Here is a 23,574-nt window from a genome sequence, read left to right as displayed (position 1 = left end):
AAAGTTTTATTCTATTTATTTCCTCATAATACCTTACCTAAAAATATAAAAAAAATCAAAGTTCATTTCTTTGCATGAACTTTGATTTTCGACATTATTTCCTAGGAAATGATTATTGTACAAGATGTTTTAATTCTTGTTGTCTTAATTCAACACGTCTAATTTTACCAGATGCAGTTTTGGGTAACTCAGTAACAAATTCAATAGCACGTGGGTATTTATAAGGTGCCGTTAATGATTTGACATGATTTTGAAGGCATTGAATAAGCTCTTGATTACCATTAACACCATTATGAAGGATAATGAATGCTTTAACGATGTTCCCGCGAACTTTATCGGGACTTGCAATGACAGCAACCTCTTTCACAGTCGGATGCTTCATCAGCGCATCCTCTACTTCAAAAGGTCCAATTGTGTAACCTGAGGAAATAATAACATCATCTCCGCGGCCTTCAAACCAAAAGTAGCCGTCCGCATCTTTATAAGCTCGATCCCCTGTTATATACCAATCACCACGGAATTGTAAATTAGTACGTTCAGGATCATTTAAATATTTTTTAAAAAGTGCAGGTGTTTCTCGATGAACAGCAATATCACCTACTTCTCCTATAGCAACTGGCTCGCCAAAATCGTCTATAATGTCAACGGTATTGCCTGGCGTAGGTTTACCCATCGAACCAACTCTTGCGTCCATACCAACCATAGTCCCTACAAGAAGTGTATTCTCAGTCTGACCATAACCATCTCGCACTTGTAGATGGAAAGTGTCTGAGAATTTTTTAATGACATCACTGTTCAATGGCTCACCTGCTGAAACAGCTTGTCGAATTGAACTGATGTCATACTCCTGTAAATTTTCAAGTGCTGCCATAAAACGATATTCTGTCGGTGTGCAACATAAGACATTCATCTTAAATTTTTCAAGCAACGCTAAATATGTTGCTGCATCAAACTTTCCTTTATAAACAAATGCAGTGGCACCGCTGCCTAAAATCGCGAGAAACGGACTCCAAATCCATTTTTGCCATCCTGGTGCTGCAGTTGCCCATACAATATCATTTTCTTGTACTCCTAGCCAGTGTGGGGCTGTTGTCCGTAAATGTGCATAGCCCCAGCTATGAGTATGCACAGCAGCTTTCGGGTTACCTGTTGTGCCACTTGTGTAAGCTAAAAAGGCATGGTCTGTACTTTTTGTTGGTGTAGAATTTATGTAAGTTGTTGGTTGCTTTCGCATTTTGTCTACTAACGGCTGCCATGGTTCATGTGCATTTCCGATAACAAATTGCTGTATATTTTGGAAATTTCCTACTTGATCAAATTGCTCAATATAAGGCTCAAAGGCTACAACAGCTTTAGCATCAGCATGATGAATACGATACTCAATATCTTTTGTTCTTAGCATTTCAGAGCTTGGAATGATTATTAAACCCGCTTTTAATGCAGCAATATAGACAATGTATGCTTCTACTGAGCGTGGTACCATCACTAAAATGACATCACCTTTAGTTAATCCACTTTTTGTAAAGACATGTGCCGCCTGATTCGCTCTTTCAAGTAAATGTGCGTAGGTGATAAATTGTACATCAGAATGCTCATGATAAATAATCAATGCATTTTTAGTTGAATCCTTTGCATATTTTTCAAATTCATCTGTTATGTTATACCATTCTGGTGCTACTAATTCTTGTCTATTCATGGCAAATGCCTCCTTTTGTTAAGACACATTATACTCCTTTTTTAGTATTTTCAATGGTTTACACTTGATTTAAGTAAAGTCATGACAACTATCATGCTTAGCTATATGGCATCAGTCACGTTTTGTCGATAGGAAAACTTGCTATTGAATACATACGAAAAGTATGGTACATTTTGGTCAACTAACAGCAAGATTGCAGGGGGACTCATAAAGAGTTGAGAAGGTAAAACCTGACCCTTTGAACCTGTTAGTTAATACTGACGTAGGGAGCAATGAACATCGTTTTTTCAGATGAAAGGCTCTTTTTCGTGCATTTTTACGTAAAAGGGCCTTTTTTGCATGCTTACGTCCACCCATAAAGGAGGACTAAAATGATTTTTCAAACAATTCGTCAACAACAACCGCTTATTCACTGTATAACTAATTATGTCGTGGCTAATTTCCAAGCCAATGGTCTATTGGCATTAGGTGCCTCTCCTGTCATGGCTGATGATAGCCATGAGGTGGAGGAAATGGTCGCCATTGCAGACGCTCTTTTAATCAATATTGGTACACTAAATGACCGAACAAAAGAATCAATGCTGTTAGCAGGAAAAAAAGCAAATACCCTTGCCATTCCTGTTATATTAGATCCGGTTGGCGCAGGTGCCACAGTTTATCGCAAGGAAACCGTACACCTATTACTTTCAGCTATACAATTTGCAGTCATACGCTGTAACAAGGGTGAGCTTGCGGCATTAGCCAATGTAGAATGGCAACAAAAAGGTGTTGATAGTGGTGAGGGATTTATTGCCATAGAGACTGAGGCTACACTATTGGCTCAACGCTACAACTGTATAGTCATTGTTACAGGCAAACATGATTTTATGACAGACGGTGTGCAGAGCCAATGGATTACAGGTGGAAATTCACAAATGACTGAAGTAACGGGTACAGGCTGTTTACTTAGCGCTATATGTGGAGCAGCCTTCTCTTCAGGAGATGATCCGTATAGCCAATTAGCGGAAACACTGACATACTATAAAAAAGCAGCTGAGTTAGCATCCGCATTTACAGAGGATATCGGGGATATTCAAATTGCTTTGCTTAATGCCTTACATCGTCTTTCAAAGGAGGGTGAGGCATCATGCATATTGTAACGACAATTGCAGGCTCGGATAGTGGCGGTGGCGCTGGCATTCAGGCTGATTTAAAAACATTTCAGGAATTAGGGGTTTTTGGCACCTCCGTTATTACAGCATTAACTGCTCAAAACACAATTGGTGTAACAGGGGTTTTCCCAATTGACGTTGACTTTGTTGAAAAACAATTTCATGCATTACTTGAAGATTTTTCGATTGCTGCGATTAAAACAGGGATGCTTTATTCCTCGGAAATTATTCAAGGTATTGCACACATTATTGACGATTTAAAAATCCCACTAATTGTTGATCCCGTTATGATTGCAAAAGGTGGAGAAAGCTTACTGCAGCAAGAGGCTATCGAGGCCATGCGCATGTCTTTACTTCCTCTTGCTACAATTGTGACACCAAATATACCAGAAGCAGAGGCACTTACGGGAAGAAAAATAAATCATTTCTCGGATATGGAGGAAATTGCTCAATGCTTTTTCCAACTAGGTGTTCAATGTGTCATCATTAAAGGTGGGCATCTACCCAATTCGTTATATGCAATTGATTATGTATTTATAAAAAATGACAAATCATTTTCCATGCAGTCTCCTCGTATTTCGACGGAAAACACACATGGTACAGGTTGTACATTTTCAGCAGCTATCACGGCTTTCCTTGGTCAAGGTTTGTCCATTGAAAAAGCTATTATCGAAGCTAAAAAATTTATACAATTAGCCATTATGCACGATTTAGACATTGGTAATGGTCATGGGCCCACAAATCATTTTGCTTATCAGTTGCATAAAGGTGCCTGCGAGGTGAAATTACTTGAAACGTGAAGATTTACAGCTTTATTTTATTATGGGTACAAGCAATGTTTCCCAACAGGAACCTTTAGCTGTACTCGAACAAGCGCTGCGGGCTGGCATTACTATGTTTCAATTACGTGAAAAGGGTCCTAATGCATTAACAGGATTAGCTTATGAGCAATTTGCCCGCCAATGCCAAAAACGATGTCAACATTACCGTGTGCCGTTTATCATTAACGATGATGTGGATCTAGCAGTTCGACTTGGTGCAGATGGTGTTCATATTGGCCAAGATGATGAACAGATTGCCATTGCACGTAAAAAAATGGCAAACCGGCTCCTTGGCGTTTCTGTACATTCACAGGAAGAGCTACAAACGGCTATTGACCATCATGCGGACTATGTAGGAATTGGACCTATTTTTGCCACAACATCTAAAAGTGATGCACAACCACCATGTGGCACAATTTTTTTACAGCAAGCTTCCAAATTGCAGCCTAACTTGCCCATTGTAGCCATAGGTGGAATAAATTGGACAAACGCTAATGTTGTTTTGCAAGCTGGTGCTGACGGAGTTGCTGTTATTTCTGCTATCTGTGACAGTAAGGATATTGAACAAACAGTATCCATGTTTAAGTCTTTATCTCGCATAAAAAAATGATTGATAAACAAACTAAAACCAGTGCCTTTTACGGTCACTGGTTTTGAGTTTATAAATGCTTAGTTAGCATTTATTAGTTGTTGTTGTTTGGCATACCTTTTAATTGAGATTCTGCCATTTGTACAAGACGTTTAGTGATTTCACCACCAACGGAACCGTTAGCACGAGCTGAAGCGTCAGCCCCTAATTGAACACCAAATTCTTGTGCAATTTCGTATTTCATTTGATCAAGTGCTTGTTGTACACCAGGTACTGCAAGCTGGTTTGAACTGCGGTTGTTGTTTGAAGCCATGTTTCTCACCTCCTTGTGAATATAGAATGTGCGTTATTAGATTTTTAATACAAAAAAAATAAAGGTAAAATGTACCTCTATTGGCATTCGGCGAACTATACAAAAAAGCCGTCTCAAATAAGCTATTTGAGACGGCTTTTGAAATTTTGATTTATAAAAGATCAGCAAACTTATCTTGCTTTTGCTCTTCTTCTTTCTTAGGGAAAATATAGACCTCACGATTTTTGACCGCGCGTGCTATCAGTTCATCAAAATCAGAAAAGCTTTCGTAATGCTCAACCTTTTCGAGCTTAGGCTTTGTTTTAGGACTAGCAGGCGTAAAGATTGTACAGCAGTCCTCAAAAGGCTGAATAGATGTTTCATATGTGCCGATTTGTTCAGCTAACTCAATGATTTCTAATTTATCTGATGAAATTAACGGTCGTAAAATAGGTGTATTCGTTACTGCATTTATTGCTGTTAAGCTTTCAAGTGTTTGACTTGCTACTTGTCCAAGACTTTCTCCTGTGACAATCGCAAGAGCACCGATTTCTTCTCGCACTTGATCAGCAACTTTTAACATCATACGCCGAGTTGTTGTCATTGATACATTAGAAGGTACTTTTTCTTTAATCAGAACTTGTATTTCAGTAAAAGGAATAACATGTAATCGTATATTAGCTCCAAACTTCGTTAACTCATTTGCAAGCACTTTTACTTTTTCCAATGAATTTTCGCTTGTATAGGGCGGACTAAAAAAGTGAATGGCTTCTAAACGGACTCCGCGTTTCATCATTAAATAACCTGCAACTGGACTATCAATACCACCTGAAAGCATTAACAATGACTTCCCGTTTGATCCTACAGGCATTCCGCCTGCACCTGGAATGACTTGTGCCATCATATAGGTTGCATCATGGCGGACTTCTACACGTAACTCAATATCAGGTCGCTTCACTTTAACAGATAAATTATTAAATTGAGGTAAAACATATCCACCAATCTCCCGTTGAATCGCGTGTGATTCTAATGGGAAGGTTTTATCGGTACGTTTCACTTCCACTTTAAATGTATATGGCTTTTCTTTAAATGTCTCCATTATCGTAATCGCCAGTTTTTTCATACTTTCCATATCTTTTTCACATGCTGCAACCGGACTAAATGATTGAATACCAAAAATTTTAGGCAAACCTGTTACTAGTGTTTGCATTTGTTCTTCATTCTCTATCGCAATAAACATTCGATCACGTTCTGTACGAATATGGAGATGTCCTAAATCAGCAAATGCATGACGGATATTTTCACGTAAACGGCGGATAAAATCCATCTTGTTGCGACCTTTTGTAGAAAGTTCGCCATATCTAATTAAAATTTCTTTCCAAATCATTACTTTATTTCTCCTTTAAGCTCTAGCATTACTTCTGCTAATACTTGTTTAAACTTTTCAATATCTTCGACCGTGTTATGTGCACCAAAACTAATACGGATAACACCTTTTTTATAATGCTCATCTAGATGCAATGCTTCAACAACATGACTTGTTTTAGTTTGCTTCGAAGAACAAGCACTGGATGTAGATACAATAACGCCTCGTTTTTGCATCGCATTAATGATGACTTCTCCTTTTAAATCGCGAACACTGAAAGATATAATATGTGACGCTCCCTGCGGAGTCGATAAAATATGAATAGCTTCTCCATATTCGTGTAACTGTGCAAGTATTTCATCATGCCATTGACGATAAATTTTTGCATGGTCATTCATGGTTTCAACCGCCATCCGAGCTGCCTTAGATAAAGCGACAGCTTGTGGAACAGCAACAGTCCCACTACGCAATCCAAATTCTTGGCCGCCACCAAGTGCATATGGCTGCCATCTTATCGCTTTACGGAATGCTAATACACCAGAGCCTTTAAAGCCATGAATTTTATGACCTGAGATTGAAATACAATCCGGTCCCTCTTCACCCTTAAAGGATACAGCCAATTTTCCAAAGCTTTGTACAGCATCCACATGTAAGGCTGCCCGACTCATTTCATGGATTAATTTAGCAGCTTCCTCTATCGGTTGAATCGCACCCATTTCATTGTTTACATGCATCACACTTACTAAAATTGTATCTTTTCGTATTTTTGCACGAAGTTCATCCAACGAAATAACACCACGCTGATCAACATTTAAATATTCCACTTCAAAGCCCTCTTTTGAGAGCTGTTTAACAGTCTCTAAAACTGAAGGATGTTCTATTTCAGTCGTTAAAATATGCTTTCCTATATGTGTATTGCTACGTGCTATTCCAAAAATCGCCGCATTATTCGATTCCGTACCACCTGAAGTAAATAGCACATTTTTTGCTTCTGTTTGCAAAATATCTGCTACTTGCTCACGTGCACGCATTAATAAATCATTTGCTTCAACACCCATCGCATGGATAGATGCAGGATTGGCATAATACTGCTCATTCACAACCATAAACGCCTGTAGAACTTCTTTTAATGGTTTTGTTGTGGCACTATTATCCAAATAAATTGTCTCGTTCATTATATTTTCACACACTTTCAAAACGTTGATGTAACGGTTTTTATCATAACGCAATCTGTGGAGATTGACCACTAACTTTAACGATAATTCATATTTTAATCATTAGAAAGGATCGCTCTTACAATTTTTTTAACATCGTAATAAATTCCGTTGGCGTACTAAATTCAAGCTCTTTCACAAATCCTAATTTTTCATAAAGGAATATCGCTCGCTTATTGAATTGGGCAACTGTTAAACGAAGTGGCGTAGCGTATTCTTGCTGGATATTCTTGATGATGAATGAAAAGAATTTTGTACCAAAACCTTTTCCTGTTAGCGTTGGCTTCATGCCAATACCAATATCTATATACTCTTCTGAATAAGCGTTAAAATCATGTCCTTTTGGCACTTGGGCAGCTGACCCCGTGCAATAAAAACCGATTAACTCCTCTTGTTCATTCATAATGGCGAAGTAAGGATTGTCAAGAAATTCCCGCAAGGATTCCTCGGATAATTCATTATTATAAAAATCATAGGGCTCTTCGTATTGCCAACATATAATTTCCTGAGCATACTTTTCGTTCATATTTCGAATTAATAGTTCCACTCGTATCACATCCTTTACAAAATTTAAAAAGAAAGCTGTCTAAAAAGTAATTGCTATACTTTTTAGACAGCACAAATGTAGTTTTAATTTTTTGCCATAGACTGTTCTGCAACCATTTCTTGGATGCGTTTTAATGCACCTGGCTCCATTTCTTCCACTGCTGTCCCTGCTTCCTCTAATGCTTTGGAATAACGGAATTGATGGAATGCTTCCTCAGCCTCTTTTAAACGTGCATTTAATGTCGGATTAGATGCACGATGACGATTGCCATACTGAATAATGCGTTCAATAAGCATTACATTCTCTATTAATTCATGAGCTTTTGCTTTAACATCCTCTACACAAAGTGTCGCAGCATTTAAATTATTATGAACCGTTCCCATATTAAGCGGAACTTCCTGCAGACTTTGCATAACTACATATATATGCTCTGCCGCTTCATCAAGTCGTGCGTCCATCTCCTCTGGGACTCCTGGAATATTCGCCTTATTTAGGAGACGATCTGTATCTTGTAATATTTTCTTTAAGTTTTCGACTTGAGCACGGGCCTTATTTTCATCAATACGAAGTTTCTTCATTGTATTAGACAGATGACCTTGCTCTTCATGGATTCGTTCAAGCTCTTCACTTATTTCTATTAATTCTTCTTGCAAGCTTGAATACGCAGACTTTTCTTCTTTGACACGCATGGATAATAAATCATAACGACGTTGCAGTGCTTCCAATTGCTTTAATGCAGCTTTTGGAATTTCAGCATCCTTTTCGTTTAAGTGATAGCTTTGTTGTACATAGGTTGCCTCATCACTCACTGATTTTGTAGACGTTATAACGTTTGTGATTGAGCTTAATAAACGATCACAATTTTGATCCACATAATTTTTGGCAATAACCTCTTTTTCCAGTAAATCATAAAAATGATCGATTTCTTCATTTATTTCTGTTACACGAGGTTTAACAACCATTAAATTTAGCTCTGCTAGGTCATTTTTTAACGAAGCAAATTCTTTTTCATATTTATTTAATGCTTCTGCTAATTCTAAATGCTGCAGATAGTAAGATTGGTCTTCCATTTCCCGTTGACCATTACGCAATTCCTGAACTGCTCCTGGGAGCTTAACTTGTAATTCCGTCAAAATCGTTGGGACATCATTTATATATTCGAATGTCTGCTGTGATTCCTGATTTAGGCTAATTACAATTTCCCTTGCTTGCAAGTAATTACCCTCATTCGTCAGAACATCAAATTTTTCAAACTTCTCAACAAATTCCTCGAGCTTTTTCTCCAGTGCAGGTAATGCTACACCGAAGGAATGCTGGTGTGCTAGCAATGTTTTTCTCGCAGAACGGTAATATTCCTTTAACTGTTCAATTTCAATTCTATTTTTTTCTTCGCTGCCAATTAATTCATTTAATTCTTCTAAAATTTTATCTTTATCTTGGTCACATTTTTCGATATAGTCTTCGATTTCACGTTCAATTAATGTCGCTTTTTTAAAACGAAGTCGATTAATTTGATCTTCTGCATCAAATAAAAGTGAATCGATTTTAGTCATATGTACATCGATGACTTCATCCCAAATATTGCGCCATCGTTCAAACATTTCTTCCGTTTCACCGTTCATGTTCAAAGATTTTACTTTTGAAATTTCTTCATTTATAGGTTTATGTTGTATTTGTAATTTTTCATTTTCAAGTTTTGCAATAATTGCAACATGTTTTCTTCGCATCATAAATCCTACTATGGCTAAAATTAATAGTAGGATTATCGGAATGATGATATACTCCATCGTAAGCCTCCTATTCTACAATAAACGAATTGGCTAGTTGTATTTATTATATACTATGTTTTCGCCTTTTGTACTAAAATTTAAGTGATTTTCAGAAAACTGTATTTTTGCTATTGTAAAATATTAAAATAGCGGTCTATAGATCTAAAGGAGTGGTACATTTTGAAACGTGATGGGCATATACATAGTCCTTATTGTCCACATGGCAGTTCGGACACGTTCATTCAATATATTGAAAAAGCAATTTCTCATAATTTCACAGATATAACGTTTACAGAACACGCCCCATTACCAGACGGTTTTATTGATCCTACACCACAGCAAGATAGTGGGATGAAAGCCGGGTATCTTATGCCATATATTGAAGAATTACAATGCCTGCAAAAACAATATGCGAAAGATATTCACATTCGTATTGGGTTAGAAGTGGATTATATCAAAGGATTTGAACAAGAAACTCGTCATTTTCTTGATACATATGGACATTTTTTAGATGATGCCATCTTGTCAGTTCATTTTTTACAGTGGCAGGACACCTTTGAATGTATCGACTACTCTCCCGAATGCTTTATTGATTTCTCTAAGAAAGTTGGCTCTGTTGAACAGGTATATCATTTATATTATGATACAGTCCTACAATCTATAAAGGCAGATCTTGGTCCCTATAAACCAAAACGGATTGGACACCCATCACTTATTCATAAATTTCAGCTAGCACATCATGAGAAAATAAATGACAACACTCGAATTCACCAGGTTTTAGACATTATGAAGCAAGATGGCTATGAATTAGATGTAAATAGTGCTGGTTTAAGTAAGCCATTTTGTCAGGAGCCCTATCCACCATTTGCCTTTATCAATTATTGTCATGCTATTGAATTACCTTATGTATTTGGTTCAGATGCCCATAGCGTGGCTGATTTACATCAACATTATAATGTTATATTACCGATCTAAATAACTTTTAAACGAGGTGCATATATGTTTACACAAATTAATTATGAAGGATCTATTGCTGACCAATATCTTACACTATCTAAGCAATTAGATGCACTACTAACTGGCGAAACAGATCAGATTGCAAATTTAAGCAATGCTTCTGCCATTCTTAATCAATTTTTAACAAATATTAACTGGGTTGGCTTCTATCTCTTACAAGATGATGAGCTTGTACTTGGACCATTCCAAGGTCTGCCTGCCTGTGTTAGAATTCCGGTTGGCCGTGGAGTTTGTGGAACTGCAGTGGCAACAAAAGAAACGATTGTTGTCAAAGATGTACACGATTTCCCAGGACATATCGCCTGCGATGCTGCCTCCCAATCTGAAATTGTCATACCCTTAATGAAGCAAGGTGAGATTATTGGTGTACTTGATATCGATAGTCCTACTGTAAATCGCTTCTCTCAGGATGATCAAGATGGCTTAGAGCAATTTGTTCAAACATTACTGCTTCACATATAAGGTGTTAAAAAATTGCCCTGAAATGCATTGTCATTTCAGGGCAATTTATTTTATAGTACCATTTACATTAACGCCATCCATCTTATTGGTTTGTTTGAAAAGAATCACCATGGATGCAAAAACGATTTTTACCACTATTTTTTGCTTCATATAGAGCAGTATCGGCATGTAAGAAAACAGATTGGAATGCCGGTCGGTCTTGATCATTCCATGTAATGAGACCTGCTGAAATCGTTACTTGAGGGTCCGTGGCACTTGGGATTACCTCAACGATGGCTGCTGCTAATTCTAAAGCTTCTTTTTCACTGATATTAGGTACATATACAGACATCTCTTCACCGCCCCACCTTGCACAAATCCCTCGACTACCTATTGTTTCCCTCAACTGAACGGCAATCTGCATAAGAATTTTATCACCTACTTGGTGACCATACGTGTCATTAATACGTTTAAAATTATCAATATCAATAAGTAAAAACATCCCTGATTGATCATATTCAAGCGACTTTTCTACAAAATGATCTAGGTAACTACGTGCATATAGTTTTGTTAAATGATCCAAATCGACCATTTCCTGAAGCTGTGTTCGTAAAATAGAGTTTGCAATTGCTAAAGATGAGTGGTGGATTAAAGACTGCATTAATTTAAAGCTATCAAACGAAAAGAAATACGGCTCTTTATGTAAGACGATACTAAAGCCATTGATCTTTTCTTCCATTAGAATAGGGATAGCCATTATGGAACGATAATCAATTTGTTTAGAGGTTAATCGACTAAAATCAGCTATAAACAGCGGATCATTAGTTTGAGTAAAATGTTGTTCAACATGCTTAATATACGTTTGACCCTCTTCAGAACTAAATAACGAAGTACTTGCCCCCGTTACTTCAAAGGTGTCATCTTTTTTAAATGCGAAGCAAACTTCCATTGGTTGAAAAGATTTTAGTAACTGCTTTTGTAGGAAAAGTAACATTTCATGAATGTCAATCCTCATATTTAAACGATGTGATGTTTCATTGATAAGTTGTAAGTCACTGACGAGGCGATGCGACTGATGATATAACTTTGCATTTTCTAGTGCATTTCCTGACGCCTGTGCAAGCATCCGTACAAAATCTTTTTCAGTCGTTGAAAAAAGGTAAGTAGTTGGAGCACTTACTTGTAATATGCCATAAATTGCCTGCCTGCCTTCCTTTAATAGGTGCATTTAATAATCGGCAATTTAAATCACTCGCAAGTTCAGTTGTTAACTCTCCTGATACAAAAGCCTCAATAGTTGTAGGTCTTTCGGATAAATAATCAAAAAGCTTAATATCGATGGTCGTGTGTCGGTCTTGATCATTCGATAATATAAGCTCTACATTAAATTCAGGGAAGTTATCCCTTATATTTTTCAATACATTTTCTAAAATTAAATCGATATCCATTGTTGAATGAAATAAATCAGTCATGTTATATAGTTTTCTATATTGGTCTTCATTTATTTTTACATCTAAATTATCTCTCATCATTTGAAGAACCTGAGAAAGTATTTCTATACATTTTTCGCCGTAATCTGAGGTCATAAAGTCTGTCCAAGACTCTGTTGCCTCCACAAGTAATACACCAATGGGATTATTGCCCTCTGCTTGGAAAAGCACCATATCTGTCATCATTGAATAGGCCTGTCTTGCCTTTAATATATAAGGAATTTTCACTACTTTTTGTTGATAAAAACTAGCTTCGATCATCAGCCATGACACAGCATTTAGCTTTGTTTCAATTGTTAATGAAGCCATCTCCTCAATAGGTATTAAAGAATTACCTTCAAAACTAAGAAAAGCTGCATTATCAATTTCCAAGTGTTTCTTAAGACACTGTTTTAATGAATAAAAATACCCATTAAAACTAGCTTGTTCTTCATTAGAACTCACCCAAAAGCTCAAAACATCAGATTTTATATATTTTAGCGTTTGTAAATGGTCTGTCATGAAATCACCTTTTCTATATAACGTCCAAATCAATTACTATTAACTTATAATATATTATACATAATTTGTGTCATTTTGACTATGTAATTTCTCCCTTACTTTTACATTTTAGATTTCACAGCGTATCTTTAACTATTTCTGACACATTAGGAATGTACAGTGAGGAATTTTCTACTATACGCCTGTTACAAAATTTTAAATACTAATAATTGACGTACAAGTCCTAAGCAGTTACAATGAGGGTTGTGTAAAATAAACGCAGCAGTGGTATAAGCTTATATTGTATTTTATTCCTCTATTTTCTTCTGTACAACTACTTAGATAGTCAGCTATTAAAAATAGATGGTGTATTGTGTAACCTAACGGCTGCATAGGCGAAAATACATGAAAATAAAATGCGTGTAAGAATGGGTACTACTGGTTTTTGTTTTACAACAAAAAAACCAAATTTAAAGGAGGAGACAACAATATGTCTCGTTATACAGGTCCATCTTGGAAATTATCTCGTCGTCTTGGTATCTCACTAAGCGGTACAGGTAAAGAAATCGAAAAACGTCCTTACGCACCAGGACAACACGGTCCAAACCAACGTAAAAAATTATCAGAATACGGTTTACAACTTCAAGAGAAGCAAAAACTTCGTCACATGTACGGCATGAACGAACGTCAATTCCGTACACTGTTTAACCGCGCTGGTAAAATGAAAGGTGTACACGGTGAAAACTTCATGATCCTTCTTGAAACTCGCCTTGACAACTTAGTTTACCGTTTAGGTTTAGCTCGTACTCGTCGTGGAGCTCGTCAATTAGTTAACCACGGTCACATCTTAGTAGATGGCAAACGCGTTGATATTCCATCATTCAGCGTAAAACCAGGTCAAACGATTTCTCTTCGTGAAAAATCTCAAAACCTTGCTGTTGTAGGTGAAGCAATCGAAGTAAACAACTTCGTACCTGACTACTTAACATTTGACGCTGACAAAAAAGAAGGTACATTCACTCGCCTTCCAGAGCGTTCTGAGTTATCAGCAGAAATCAACGAATCATTCATCGTAGAGTACTACTCTCGTTAATTTTTTAACGATAGAAATCTTCGGATTCTTAAACCCCGTAACCTTGGTATACCAAGTGTTTACGGGGTTTTTGTTTTGTATTTCACTTTCGATATTTAGTATTTCTTACTGGGGGTTTAGGGGAGCGACTGGAGGAGCGTTTTTTGCTTACTTAGTTTTTAAAAAACAAACAACGGACAGGTGTACTTTATTTTTATTTTAAGCCCTAGGTATTTCGACTATTCAAAGTTAAGCCTAATCAGAACCACCAGTCTAACTGGTGGTTTGCTCTACGCGTGAAACGCTGGGGTACTGGCCCATGTCTAAAGACACACTGAAAGGTCCGCCAACCGCACTCCGTTTTCACGCTACCACTAAAGTGGTTTTATCATTTTCGCTTTTTTGCTTTTATTTCTTCTCCTGTAAATGGATCAATGAATTCTTTCATGGTCATTTGATCCTCAAGAATATCCTCTTGTAATTGATTTTTTATATATTCCTGAATGATTTTTCTGTTTCTTCCTACTGTATCTACATAATATCCGCGACACCAAAACTTCCTGTTTCCATATTTGTATTTTAGGTTCGCATGTCGATCGAATATCATTAAACTACTTTTCCCTTTCAAATAACCCACAAACGATGAAACACTTAATTTGGGTGGGATACTTACCAACATATGAATATGATCAGGACATGCTGTTGCTTCAATAATTTCTACTCCTTTTCTTTCACATAACTGGCGAAGAATTCTACCTACATCTACTTTAATTTGTCCATAAATAATCTGCCTTCTATATTTTGGCGCAAAGACGATGTGATACTTACAATTCCATGTTGTGTATGCTAAACTTTTATTATCCATTTGGATCCCCTTTCGTACGAAGTCGGTTGACCAGACCTGAATTCATTGTACGGCTGGGGTTTTTTTCTTGTCCATAGCTAGAAGCTCTTTAGAACCCCTCGCATAGCAAGGGGTTTTCAAAAGATACAATAATAGTCACTCATTTTTCAAATGAGCGACTTAAATAATAACTAATAATTACTTTAAGCTTTTTACACAATGTAAATATGGCTTATTTGTTCTGTATTTTAAATAAGAGAATCATTTAATCTTACAATGTTTATTAACATATACTCTTTTATTTATTTCTTTATCATTACTTCTCCCGATAAATGATCCTTCTGCCCACTCAGCACGAATATATTCATTCCATTCCTTATAACTAATTAGGGGCACAAAGACTTTTTTAATTTTAAGTTGTTCGACTTTCTGATAATCCATCTGTAGTGACTTTACTGCTAGTTCTATTAATAAGTATTTGTGTAAAAGCTGGCGTTGCTCTGGATTAATCATCAGCGTCTACCAATGACGCCTTTCGGATCATATCAAAGGTAATATGCTTAATTGATAAATCTGTTTCTAATAGTAATTGCTTTTTATAAACATCGGTGCCAGTTATTAACCCTACCTGGCCTAGAAGTTTATTCTGGTGCCATAGCATTAATTTAACTAATTTTTGCAATTTAAACGCTCGCTGTATGGTTTGTTCTATTTCCTCTAACTCCCACTGAGTTAGGTCACGTTTTTTATCATATTTGATTAACCATCATAGATACTGCATTCTGCATCGCACGCATCGGTTGACTTAAACGATCTTCAATCTGAATTGCTGTTTGGATGGTTGCCATGTCATCACATCCTTTTTTGGCATAATAAAAAGCCACTCAAAGGTGGCTTTATTAATTAATTTAATTTTATAATTCCTGTTTCTGTACCCCAAAAACCTGTTTGTACTTGTAAGTCTAGACCTGTTAATCCAGTTGGAACTTCGAATAGTACGTTACCTGTAAGTGCTAATCCAGGATTAATTCCTTCAAAAGTAAAATATTTATCATCCGCTACGATAATAGTTGATGGTGAATATGATGCTCCATTAGCAGCTTTTAATTTAAAGAAACTCGAATCTGTTTGAATCATTTCTGTTCCACTATTTTTTACAGTCACATTTACATTCAAAAATACTGCACCTTCTGCATCAGGTTTATATTTCATGTATCCATTAGCAGCACTAATCTCATTAACTTCGTTTATTGAATTAACTTTAAAAATAACTTTTCCAACTGATAATTCTTCACCTATACTAACCTTTTTGTCCTTCCCAGCATCTGGTTTATCATTTTTTGAATCAGTGTTAGTTGATGCCGTAACTGGTTCTTTCTCTTTATCTGTTGTTTCTTTATTATCATCGCCAACAAACATCCCGATAATTATTAACAAGATAAATAAAGCAATAAAACCACCACAACCTATTTTTAAAAATTTTTTCATTAAAATATCCCTCCTTATACACAAATATACATGGATAATCGAGGTAAATCTATTACTTTTTTCATATTTCTACATTTTTCATCACTCTTTTCATTGAAAAAACACCCTCAAATGAGAGTGCTTAATAGTTGTCTTTTTTCGATTTGCTTTATTAATAACTGGTTCATTCGCTTAAGATTTGGCTGATTGCTTTTAGAAAAGAAACCAAAATTTTTAAGATTCAATAACTGAGGTCGCTCATTTTTTCTACTGACTCCTGCCACCAATACCCTATGTTATTACACCCTTATTGAAGGATTACAAACCTTCAATATTTCGACTATTTCATCGTGTTTAAAGTTACAGTTAATGTGGCTGTTGATGCGGAATTAATCCCTCGTAATCGTTTTACTAAAGTAGTTATTAACGACGAAGAACGAGAAGAACCTAATGTACTGAATATCCAGCAGCTTAATCGATTACTTGAAATTGCAGAATTAGCTGAACCTTTAACCTCTTATGCCATTAGAGTGTGGAGTTCTGGAATTCTATTAGAAGATGGTGAACAACTTAAAGAAAGTGGTTATGTATTTATTTCTTCACATACTAAAGAGCCGTATGCAGATAACTGTCTATTTTATGCATTCAAACGTTTATCAGAAAAGATGGGTATTTAGTTTTTATTTTAGGGGATTTTTAAGGGGGCAGACAGGAGTATAATTATCTTCTTATTTATCCTCGCGTACTTCAGCCTTTCATATTATAACTACGCGTTCTTACTTCAACAAAATTATTTACTACTACAAGTATAAGTGAATAAAGAGTAAATCTGTTTGCAGTCCAGTCACTTATCGATAAAAGAAAAACCAGAATGGATTTCTCCATTCCGGTTAAAGTCATACTTTTTGGTTTCCCATAAAATAAATAGCTTGATTATAAACTTATCTTACCATTCGTTAATTATAATCGCTCTAAATCTTGGTACTCTTTCATATAAGGGCCATCCTCTGCAACAAATGAATGATACATGGCCTTTACTGCAAAATTTTTCTCTAATCCCATTTCAGATTTTAGCTTTTTTAATTCATCATGCAGTACTCGATGTTCATTGATAAGCTTTAGCATAACTGTTTTATTATATTTCATTACATCCGTCCTTTTGTTTAACTACAACTTTAAAAATTAAATTCTGTTCTGTGGTTCTGCATTTAATCGATTTTTTCCTTCTAAATACGCATTAATGCACCATTAGGTTTTGGTAATTCTTGAGCTGATATTTGATTCATTTTACAAAAATGTTGAAAAAATTGTTGTGCCTGCTCTCGTTCATTTGGGTCACTTTTCAATGACATAATATCAAGTAAAATTTGAGCCATCCATAAATTTTCAAAATATCGGTATTTACCTGTATTCCATGTCATTTTTTCAGGAGATTTTTCATTTAAATAATATTTCCAGAAAAGCAACTGATCCGACTCCTGTTCTGTAAGCTGCAATCTGTATATGGAATGAGCAGGAATATATCCATCTTCACAAATTTTGCCGACAAAATCTTCTTTCACCATATAGACGCCTAAGATACGTCTTTCTTTTTCTAGCTTGCTCGAATCTACTGCTGTTAATAACACAGCGCTATTTGGATGCAAGCGACTCGGCTTGTTTGGTTTTCCTTTGTTATTGCCACTTTTTAAGACTCCTGAAAAAACTTTCCACTCTGAAAAAGAAGTAGTCTGTTCTTCAGTGTCACACCAAAAAACCATTTGTGATGAGGGATGAAGTTTATGGTTTTTCATAAGCTTTTCATGCTCCAAGCGAAGCGCCAGCTTTTTTCGTTGTAAAACTTTTTCCTCTTCCTTCTTCAATTCCTCCTCTTTTCGTTCATTTTCCTTTTTTTGTATAATTTCTTCAAGTGACCTAGCATCACTTTTATCATGTAGCTTTAGATGCGTTCCAAATACATCAGGGAAAACAAACTTCTTATTTTCAGATGCGAAATGTATTTCAATACTAGAATCATTATGCTTAACGATACTACCTACGCCAAAACGCTTATGCGTAACTTTCTTATTGATTAGATTCATTATTCTAGTCCTCCTTAGGGAATAAAAAAATTCGGTTACTATTAGATAATAAATTAATAATTATTCAACTAACGTCCTTAAAAGCTCACATAAACTGTTTTGATTTTTTTCTTTAGCTTAAAAAAGATTTAAAAAAGTCCCAAATTCAATCTGTAAAAATAGACATCGGATTTCGAAATACGATTTCAAAAAAATGATTATAAGACTATTATAACATTTTTTTAAAATTTCACAAATTTATTATTGACAACATATTTTATCATAAGGTAAAATTATAATTTATTCTCTGAATTACTTTAAAATAAAGGCCTCCAACAAACTTCTGGCAAATGCCAGTATCTTGTGATCAGTACCCCTCTGTAAAAGAAAACGAATAGTCTAAGGGAATGATTCCACAATCATGCACCAAAAAAGACCCCAATTTTGCAAAAGGTTATTGCAAAAATTAGGGCCAGAATTTGTTTAAACCAAGCCTATCTCTCTAGATACCAGCTCAATTAATTATTGACGGTCTGTCTACGTTCCTGTGAATTTCTTTTTGTAAATATCCTCTCCTATTATGTACATCCATTTTTGAAACTTCCTCTGTTTGTAGGTTTTCCCATTTGTAAATGTAAAAAATTTAGTCTGTATTTGTCTATCAAGGTTCAGGGCTTTTTTCACCATTTAATCGTAATTTATGAACAATCAATTTGAACCTACGTTTTTTCCACTTTTAATCAATAGCGCAGAAACTAATCCAATACTAAGTGTTGTAGCAAGAAGAAGGAAGGCTACAGTAAAGCTACCAGTTTGAATTAAATAAACAGATATGAATGGTGCAATACTTGTTCCAGCAAATAAAATGACTGTATACATAGAGACCGCAATCCCTCCCATATTCCAGCCTAACTGACTAACAAGTGTTACTAATGAAGGAACCGCCAGTGCAATCCCACCGACAAATAAAATACTAATAATCGTTAAACCAGCTATAGTTGAAATAAGGCTCATCACGGTTAGTGAGATAATCGAAAGACATAAGGCCATTTTTAATACAAATAGTACATTAAAACGCTTCGCTAATTTACCTGCAAATGGTGACATCACCATTCCTACTATCCCAAAGGCACGAATGTAAATGAGGTTTTGACTATTCATACCGAAGGAATCACTCGTTAAATATGCACCTAAAATAATGTACATACTGACAAATGACATTAATAATACAAACGAAATGATATAACTAAATATCAAATTTCTATTGGTAAAAATAATACCGATTCTCTTCAGAGGAACCCATATATTTTTAGATTCGTTCTGAAGTACTCCCTTCGGTAAGATCCACACGACTAACAAAGCAGTTATAAGATACACTGCAGCAAGCACATAAAAAATGACGTGCCAATGACTATGTTCACTTACATATCCACTAAACACTTGCCCAACTATACCCGCAACAAGAAATCCCGTACTGATAAAACCAATTGCCCCAACCTTTCGATCATTGGGAAAAACCTCAAGAGTATAAGCAAGTGCTACTGGTGAAAATGTTGCTGCCGCAAGCCCTTGTATTCCTCTCAATAAAAGAATAATAGAAAAATCATTAACTAATCCTAGAAGTAACGTGATCATGCTTAGTGAAAAAAGCCCAAATACAATGACATTTTTTCGACCATATTTTTCTGATATCGCACCATAGAAAAAACAACCTAGTGCAAATCCAAGTGAAAAAACACTTGATGTAAAGCCTGCCTGAACCAATGAAATATTAAAATAATCACTGAATAAACTAATCAGAGGTATTGTTAAATAGAGACTAGACATCACTACCATACCTGTCCAGGATAAAATAGTTGTCATTAAAGCATAATTTTCTCGATTACCTGAAATTACAATATTCATTAAATAAATCACCCTTTTTAGTTTGATTAACTTATAGTTAGATAATCTAATTAAATGACTAAAAATTAAACTGTACCAACATAGCTACAGTTTAACGCTCCACATTTAGTTTTCTTTGTATTGATGTTAATAATTTACTCACTAGCTTCTCAAATACTTTTCGTTCATCAGGCTCCAAATCGATTAAATTAGAAGCACACGACGACCAATATGTCGGTAAAACTTCAGCTATAAAAGTACGACCTTCATCCGTTAAACTTACATATATCTTCCTCCGATCTTCCTTACTATGATTCCTTACAACAAGATTTCTTTTTTCTAACCAATCGAGCATTGACGTTGCAGATGCTCTCGTAATTCCCAGTCGTTTGGCTAAAGCAGACGGAGTCGCACGTCTTTCTCCATGTAATGTCAGTAATAGCAATAAGTCCAATTTACTTTCTGTAATACCAAATGGAGCTAACTCATTGTCTGTTACATCTAAAACATAATCGCTTAACCATAACAACATTAAACCCAATTTCGCATCTTCATGATTTGTTTCATTTGATGAAGACATCTGAATCAGTTCCACATACGGCTCTATCCCTAAGGCTGGTAAATCACCTTCATTCATGTACGTTTTCTTAAGTTTTGTCATTGAATCACCTTTTAATTAGATTATCTAACTATCAACTATTCTAACTATAAATTTAGTTGAAGGCAAGCACTTTTATTTCCACAAATTTCTTCAAAATAAAAGCTACTCCTTTTTTAGCGCAAACACAATGCCTCTCAACGATCATAAACCCTTCTCATTTTGTGACAATTTTATGTACTTTAAAATAGTAATTACATAGTTTCAAAATAATATATCCACTACCTTAATATTAAAAACAAAATATCAGTTATTTACTATTCCTAGACCACTTCAAATAGAACCTTTTCTCAAAAAATATATTTTATTTTTATAGTAAAACATTTTCTAAACATTATTATAATCAACATTCTTATACAATTCTTGTTTTCAAAGAATCATTTAATAAGCTAACTTTTTTGTAAAATAATAACAAGAATAAAATGAACAATTTTAATAAAAATACGAGTTGAACTTTAACAAAAAATAGAATACGATGAATTCCGAAAGGTGGTTCACCATCATTCAAGCAATAATAATTTTTAAAAAGGGGTTGGAAGTATGTCAGACGTTCTAAAGCAATTTGTTATGCCGAAAACAAACTTATTTGGACCTGGAGCAATTCAAGAAGTTGGTAAACACTTAAATGATTTAGAAGTGAAAAAGACATTAATCGTAACAGATGAGGGCTTACACAAATTAGGTCTCTCTGAACAAATTGCAAACATCATTACAGCTGCTGGAATTGATGTAGCAATTTTCCCTAAAGCAGAACCAAATCCAACAGATCAAAATATTGAAGATGGCATTGCAGCTTACCATGCTGAAGGCTGTGATTCAATCGTTTCTCTTGGAGGAGGGAGCGCTCATGATGCAGCAAAAGGTATCGGACTTATTGCTTCGAATGGTGGACGCATTCACGATTATGAAGGCGTTGATAAATCACAAAATCCACTTGTGCCATTAATTGCTATTAACACAACGGCTGGTACTGCTAGTGAAATGACTCGTTTCACCATTATTACAGATACAGCACGTAAAGTGAAGATGGCCATTGTTGACAAACATGTGACTCCGTTAGTTTCGATTAACGATCCAGAACTGATGATTGGATTACCTCCTGCTCTAACAGCAGCTACTGGTGTAGATGCATTGACACATGCTATTGAATCATTTGTTTCGACAAATGCTACACCAATTACGGATGCTTGTGCTGAGAAGGTACTTCAACTAGTTCCTGAATTCCTACCACGTGCCTATGCAAATGGAGCTGATTTAGAAGCACGTGAACAAATGGTATATGCACAATTTTTAGCAGGTATGGCCTTTAATAATGCTTCACTTGGCTATGTCCATGCAATTGCTCATCAGTTAGGTGGCTACTATAACCTACCTCATGGCGTATGTAATGCTATTTTATTGCCACATGTTTGCCGCTACAACGTAACAGCACGTACTGAGCGCTTTGCTCGCATTGCTGAATTATTAGGTGAAAATGTGGAAGGATTAAGTAAACGAGATGCTGCTGAAAAAGCTATTTCAGCGATTGAAAAGCTATCAAAAGATTTGAATATTCCTAGCGGCTTCCGCGAACTAGGTGCAAAAGACGAGGATATTGAAATTTTAGCAAAAAATGCGATGTTAGATGTATGTGCTGAGACAAATCCTCGTAAGGCAACACTAGAGGATATTAAACAAATTATTACAAATGCAATGGGCCCTATCGTGAAAAAAGAGGCATCGCTTGAAGCTGTTGCTCTTTCATAATTAATTTTAAAAACAAAAGGTGGAGATAAACAAAGCGTTTTCTCCACCTTTTTCCTATGCACTAAGATAAAAAAAAACGTACACACATTGTTTAGATTGTTTAGAATGCAAACTCTCGCTATACTTTTCTTAAAAAAGAATAGGAGATAACAATATGCGTTTAATCTCGATATGCCCTAGCAATACGGAGCTTGTAGCCTATTTAGGACTGACAGACCAGCTTGTTGGAGTAGATGATTTCTCCGATTGGCCATCCAGCGTTAAAGATTTGCCACAGCTCGGCCCAGATTTATCTATTAATATGGACGATTTAGAGGATTTACAGCCCGATCTTGTTCTTGCTTCATTAAGTGTGCCTGGAATGGAGAAAAACATCGAGGAATTGCAAAGAAGAAATATCCCACATATTGTTTTTAATGCTAACTCGTTAGAGGAAATTGCTCAAGATCTCCTTTCACTCGGGAGAGCTTGTCATGTAGAAGAACGTGCTAAAATAATTGCGGAAGAATATTTGCAATCGATTGACAAAATGCGTACAGTTGCAAACTCCCTCATGAAGAAACCTACCCTTTATTGGGAATGGTGGCCGAACCCTATTTTTACACCAGGAAAAATAAATTGGCTAACAGAAATTAGTGCTATTGCAGGTGGAGTCAATTTATTTCAGGATGTCGAACTAGCCAGTGTTCAAACAGATTGGGCAGATGTTGTTAAACGAAAGCCTGACTACATCATGATGGCTTGGGTAGGCGTAGCTTTTGAGCGTATACAGCCATCCAACTTATTAAAGCGCCCTCATGCTAGTGAGCTACATGCCGTGAAAATGAAACAGCTCCATGTGATGGAGGAATGGCTTTATTGTCGCCCTTCTCCCCGCCTTATTGAAGGGGCTATAAAGCTAGCTAAAATATTGCACCCTCAACAATATGAACATATAAAATTGCCAAGTTTTTTATCATAAAAAAAAACA

The 23,574-nt window shown here is 35.8% G+C and carries 25 protein-coding genes and 1 riboswitch; of the genes, 9 read left to right on the top strand and 16 right to left on the bottom strand.

Going from position 1 to position 23,574, the window contains the following annotated elements; all coding sequences use genetic code 11:
- Window positions 1-112: 112 nt before the first annotated feature.
- On the bottom strand, window positions 113-1,696 hold the full coding sequence (mbcS, locus tag C9J29_RS15235) for an acyl-CoA synthetase MbcS (protein WP_107922395.1): 1,584 nt from the start codon (window positions 1,694-1,696) through the stop codon (window positions 113-115).
- A gap of 187 nt (window positions 1,697-1,883) precedes the next feature.
- A riboswitch (TPP riboswitch) is annotated at window positions 1,884-1,982 on the top strand.
- An 85-nt stretch (window positions 1,983-2,067) separates the two neighbouring features.
- Here mbcS and thiM point away from each other — a divergent pair.
- Genes thiM through thiE form a run of 3 tightly spaced genes read left to right on the top strand, consistent with a single transcriptional unit; the run spans window position 2,068 to window position 4,278 of the window.
- Window positions 2,068-2,835, top strand: a complete 768-nt coding sequence (thiM, locus tag C9J29_RS15230; RefSeq protein WP_008176807.1) for a hydroxyethylthiazole kinase — start codon at window positions 2,068-2,070, stop codon at window positions 2,833-2,835.
- Window positions 2,823-3,647 carry a bifunctional hydroxymethylpyrimidine kinase/phosphomethylpyrimidine kinase gene (gene thiD, locus C9J29_RS15225; protein WP_107922394.1) on the top strand — a complete coding sequence of 275 codons (825 nt, stop codon included), beginning with the start codon at window positions 2,823-2,825 and terminating at the stop codon, window positions 3,645-3,647. The genes thiM and thiD overlap by 13 nt, the downstream gene beginning before the upstream one ends.
- A complete protein-coding gene (thiE, locus tag C9J29_RS15220) occupies window positions 3,637-4,278 on the top strand; it encodes a thiamine phosphate synthase (RefSeq protein WP_089985683.1) in 642 nt (213 codons plus the stop codon). The genes thiD and thiE overlap by 11 nt, the downstream gene beginning before the upstream one ends.
- A gap of 73 nt (window positions 4,279-4,351) precedes the next feature.
- On the opposite strand, the gene C9J29_RS15215 is transcribed toward thiE, so the two are convergent.
- The 5 genes from C9J29_RS15215 to ezrA all read right to left on the bottom strand — a co-directional run bounded on the left by C9J29_RS15215 (window position 4,352) and on the right by ezrA (window position 9,463).
- Window positions 4,352-4,570, bottom strand: a complete 219-nt coding sequence (locus C9J29_RS15215; protein ID WP_008176803.1) for an alpha/beta-type small acid-soluble spore protein — start codon at window positions 4,568-4,570, stop codon at window positions 4,352-4,354.
- 151 nt (window positions 4,571-4,721) lie between these two features.
- Window positions 4,722-5,936 (bottom strand): tRNA uracil 4-sulfurtransferase ThiI, encoded by a 1,215-nt coding sequence (gene thiI, locus C9J29_RS15210; protein WP_008176801.1) that lies wholly within the window; start codon window positions 5,934-5,936, stop codon window positions 4,722-4,724.
- Window positions 5,936-7,090: a cysteine desulfurase family protein gene (locus C9J29_RS15205; protein ID WP_107922393.1), complete on the bottom strand. Its 1,155-nt coding sequence runs from the start codon at window positions 7,088-7,090 to the stop codon at window positions 5,936-5,938. The genes thiI and C9J29_RS15205 overlap by 1 nt, the downstream gene beginning before the upstream one ends.
- 118 nt (window positions 7,091-7,208) lie before the next feature.
- Entirely contained in the window at window positions 7,209-7,676 is a 468-nt protein-coding gene (locus C9J29_RS15200; RefSeq protein ID WP_043990211.1) for a GNAT family N-acetyltransferase, read from the bottom strand.
- 83 nt (window positions 7,677-7,759) lie between these two features.
- Window positions 7,760-9,463 carry a septation ring formation regulator EzrA gene (gene ezrA, locus C9J29_RS15195; RefSeq protein ID WP_107922392.1) on the bottom strand — a complete coding sequence of 568 codons (1,704 nt, stop codon included), beginning with the start codon at window positions 9,461-9,463 and terminating at the stop codon, window positions 7,760-7,762.
- Between the two features lie 162 nt (window positions 9,464-9,625).
- On the opposite strand from ezrA, the gene hisJ reads away from it, so the two are divergent.
- Together hisJ and C9J29_RS15185 are read left to right on the top strand one after the other, a co-directional pair.
- Entirely contained in the window at window positions 9,626-10,420 is a 795-nt protein-coding gene (hisJ, locus tag C9J29_RS15190) for a histidinol-phosphatase HisJ (RefSeq protein WP_090002339.1), read from the top strand.
- Window positions 10,421-10,444: 24 nt separating this feature from the next.
- Window positions 10,445-10,924: a GAF domain-containing protein gene (locus C9J29_RS15185; RefSeq protein ID WP_008176791.1), complete on the top strand. Its 480-nt coding sequence runs from the start codon at window positions 10,445-10,447 to the stop codon at window positions 10,922-10,924.
- An 82-nt stretch (window positions 10,925-11,006) separates the two neighbouring features.
- On the opposite strand, the gene C9J29_RS24735 is transcribed toward C9J29_RS15185, so the two are convergent.
- Window positions 11,007-12,131: a sensor domain-containing diguanylate cyclase gene (locus tag C9J29_RS24735; protein WP_237068851.1), complete on the bottom strand. Its 1,125-nt coding sequence runs from the start codon at window positions 12,129-12,131 to the stop codon at window positions 11,007-11,009.
- Entirely contained in the window at window positions 12,046-12,894 is an 849-nt protein-coding gene (locus C9J29_RS24730) for a hypothetical protein (protein ID WP_237068850.1), read from the bottom strand. The genes C9J29_RS24735 and C9J29_RS24730 overlap by 86 nt, the downstream gene beginning before the upstream one ends.
- A gap of 469 nt (window positions 12,895-13,363) precedes the next feature.
- On the opposite strand from C9J29_RS24730, the gene rpsD reads away from it, so the two are divergent.
- On the top strand, window positions 13,364-13,966 hold the full coding sequence (rpsD, locus tag C9J29_RS15175; protein WP_008176787.1) for a 30S ribosomal protein S4: 603 nt from the start codon (window positions 13,364-13,366) through the stop codon (window positions 13,964-13,966).
- Between the two features lie 367 nt (window positions 13,967-14,333).
- On the opposite strand, the gene tnpA is transcribed toward rpsD, so the two are convergent.
- The 4 genes from tnpA to C9J29_RS15155 all read right to left on the bottom strand — a co-directional run bounded on the left by tnpA (window position 14,334) and on the right by C9J29_RS15155 (window position 16,277).
- On the bottom strand, window positions 14,334-14,810 hold the full coding sequence (tnpA, locus tag C9J29_RS15170; RefSeq protein ID WP_107922391.1) for an IS200/IS605 family transposase: 477 nt from the start codon (window positions 14,808-14,810) through the stop codon (window positions 14,334-14,336).
- Window positions 14,811-15,050: 240 nt separating this feature from the next.
- The gene (locus C9J29_RS15165) at window positions 15,051-15,302 is read right to left on the bottom strand and encodes a hypothetical protein (RefSeq protein WP_089985677.1); all 252 of its coding nucleotides are present in this window, start codon (window positions 15,300-15,302) and stop codon (window positions 15,051-15,053) included.
- Entirely contained in the window at window positions 15,295-15,549 is a 255-nt protein-coding gene (locus C9J29_RS15160) for a YolD-like family protein (protein ID WP_089985675.1), read from the bottom strand. Before C9J29_RS15160 ends, C9J29_RS15165 begins: the two co-directional genes overlap by 8 nt.
- A gap of 143 nt (window positions 15,550-15,692) precedes the next feature.
- A complete protein-coding gene (locus C9J29_RS15155) occupies window positions 15,693-16,277 on the bottom strand; it encodes a DUF4352 domain-containing protein (protein WP_089985673.1) in 585 nt (194 codons plus the stop codon).
- A 329-nt stretch (window positions 16,278-16,606) separates the two neighbouring features.
- Here C9J29_RS15155 and C9J29_RS15150 point away from each other — a divergent pair, with 329 nt between their 5' ends.
- Window positions 16,607-16,933, top strand: coding sequence for a hypothetical protein (locus C9J29_RS15150; RefSeq protein WP_107922390.1), 327 nt, complete (start codon window positions 16,607-16,609; stop codon window positions 16,931-16,933).
- 283 nt (window positions 16,934-17,216) lie between these two features.
- On the opposite strand, the gene C9J29_RS15145 is transcribed toward C9J29_RS15150, so the two are convergent.
- The 4 genes from C9J29_RS15145 to C9J29_RS15130 all read right to left on the bottom strand — a co-directional run bounded on the left by C9J29_RS15145 (window position 17,217) and on the right by C9J29_RS15130 (window position 20,861).
- Window positions 17,217-17,402: a hypothetical protein gene (locus C9J29_RS15145; RefSeq protein WP_008176785.1), complete on the bottom strand. Its 186-nt coding sequence runs from the start codon at window positions 17,400-17,402 to the stop codon at window positions 17,217-17,219.
- An 80-nt stretch (window positions 17,403-17,482) separates the two neighbouring features.
- Window positions 17,483-18,337 (bottom strand): hypothetical protein, encoded by an 855-nt coding sequence (locus C9J29_RS15140; protein ID WP_008176782.1) that lies wholly within the window; start codon window positions 18,335-18,337, stop codon window positions 17,483-17,485.
- Between the two features lie 687 nt (window positions 18,338-19,024).
- A complete protein-coding gene (locus C9J29_RS15135; protein ID WP_107922389.1) occupies window positions 19,025-20,221 on the bottom strand; it encodes an MFS transporter in 1,197 nt (398 codons plus the stop codon).
- 91 nt (window positions 20,222-20,312) lie between these two features.
- Window positions 20,313-20,861 (bottom strand): MarR family winged helix-turn-helix transcriptional regulator, encoded by a 549-nt coding sequence (locus tag C9J29_RS15130; RefSeq protein WP_107922388.1) that lies wholly within the window; start codon window positions 20,859-20,861, stop codon window positions 20,313-20,315.
- Window positions 20,862-21,398: 537 nt separating this feature from the next.
- Between C9J29_RS15130 and C9J29_RS15125 the strand changes: the two genes are divergently transcribed.
- Both C9J29_RS15125 and C9J29_RS15120 read left to right on the top strand, forming a co-directional pair.
- The gene (locus C9J29_RS15125; protein ID WP_008176772.1) at window positions 21,399-22,604 is read left to right on the top strand and encodes an iron-containing alcohol dehydrogenase; all 1,206 of its coding nucleotides are present in this window, start codon (window positions 21,399-21,401) and stop codon (window positions 22,602-22,604) included.
- 154 nt (window positions 22,605-22,758) lie between these two features.
- Window positions 22,759-23,565: a cobalamin-binding protein gene (locus C9J29_RS15120; protein ID WP_089985667.1), complete on the top strand. Its 807-nt coding sequence runs from the start codon at window positions 22,759-22,761 to the stop codon at window positions 23,563-23,565.
- Window positions 23,566-23,574: the final 9 nt, after the last annotated feature.

This window comes from Lysinibacillus fusiformis (assembly GCF_003049525.1).
In the GTDB taxonomy this organism is placed as follows: Bacteria; Bacillota; Bacilli; order Bacillales_A; family Planococcaceae; genus Lysinibacillus; species Lysinibacillus fusiformis.
This window is presented reverse-complemented; position numbering and strand designations above follow the sequence as displayed.

What these genes read in the sequence shown, in the direction of transcription:
- C9J29_RS15185 (WP_008176791.1), top strand. Translation starts at nt 10,445, where the DNA reads ATGTTTACACAAATTAATTATGAAGGATCTATTGCTGACCAATATCTT.
- ezrA (WP_107922392.1), bottom strand. Translation starts at nt 9,463, where the DNA reads ATGGAGTATATCATCATTCCGATAATCCTACTATTAATTTTAGCCATA.
- C9J29_RS15145 (WP_008176785.1), bottom strand. Translation starts at nt 17,402, where the DNA reads ATGAAATATAATAAAACAGTTATGCTAAAGCTTATCAATGAACATCGA.
- C9J29_RS15130 (WP_107922388.1), bottom strand. Translation starts at nt 20,861, where the DNA reads ATGACAAAACTTAAGAAAACGTACATGAATGAAGGTGATTTACCAGCC.
- C9J29_RS15165 (WP_089985677.1), bottom strand. Translation starts at nt 15,302, where the DNA reads ATGATTAATCCAGAGCAACGCCAGCTTTTACACAAATACTTATTAATA.
- thiI (WP_008176801.1), bottom strand. Translation starts at nt 5,936, where the DNA reads ATGATTTGGAAAGAAATTTTAATTAGATATGGCGAACTTTCTACAAAA.
- C9J29_RS15140 (WP_008176782.1), bottom strand. Translation starts at nt 18,337, where the DNA reads ATGAATCTAATCAATAAGAAAGTTACGCATAAGCGTTTTGGCGTAGGT.
- C9J29_RS24735 (WP_237068851.1), bottom strand. Translation starts at nt 12,131, where the DNA reads ATGCACCTATTAAAGGAAGGCAGGCAGGCAATTTATGGCATATTACAA.
- C9J29_RS15155 (WP_089985673.1), bottom strand. Translation starts at nt 16,277, where the DNA reads ATGAAAAAATTTTTAAAAATAGGTTGTGGTGGTTTTATTGCTTTATTT.
- C9J29_RS15120 (WP_089985667.1), top strand. Translation starts at nt 22,759, where the DNA reads ATGCGTTTAATCTCGATATGCCCTAGCAATACGGAGCTTGTAGCCTAT.
- rpsD (WP_008176787.1), top strand. Translation starts at nt 13,364, where the DNA reads ATGTCTCGTTATACAGGTCCATCTTGGAAATTATCTCGTCGTCTTGGT.
- C9J29_RS24730 (WP_237068850.1), bottom strand. Translation starts at nt 12,894, where the DNA reads ATGACAGACCATTTACAAACGCTAAAATATATAAAATCTGATGTTTTG.
- C9J29_RS15135 (WP_107922389.1), bottom strand. Translation starts at nt 20,221, where the DNA reads ATGAATATTGTAATTTCAGGTAATCGAGAAAATTATGCTTTAATGACA.
- mbcS (WP_107922395.1), bottom strand. Translation starts at nt 1,696, where the DNA reads ATGAATAGACAAGAATTAGTAGCACCAGAATGGTATAACATAACAGAT.
- tnpA (WP_107922391.1), bottom strand. Translation starts at nt 14,810, where the DNA reads ATGGATAATAAAAGTTTAGCATACACAACATGGAATTGTAAGTATCAC.
- C9J29_RS15215 (WP_008176803.1), bottom strand. Translation starts at nt 4,570, where the DNA reads ATGGCTTCAAACAACAACCGCAGTTCAAACCAGCTTGCAGTACCTGGT.
- C9J29_RS15205 (WP_107922393.1), bottom strand. Translation starts at nt 7,090, where the DNA reads ATGAACGAGACAATTTATTTGGATAATAGTGCCACAACAAAACCATTA.
- thiD (WP_107922394.1), top strand. Translation starts at nt 2,823, where the DNA reads ATGCATATTGTAACGACAATTGCAGGCTCGGATAGTGGCGGTGGCGCT.
- C9J29_RS15125 (WP_008176772.1), top strand. Translation starts at nt 21,399, where the DNA reads ATGTCAGACGTTCTAAAGCAATTTGTTATGCCGAAAACAAACTTATTT.
- thiM (WP_008176807.1), top strand. Translation starts at nt 2,068, where the DNA reads ATGATTTTTCAAACAATTCGTCAACAACAACCGCTTATTCACTGTATA.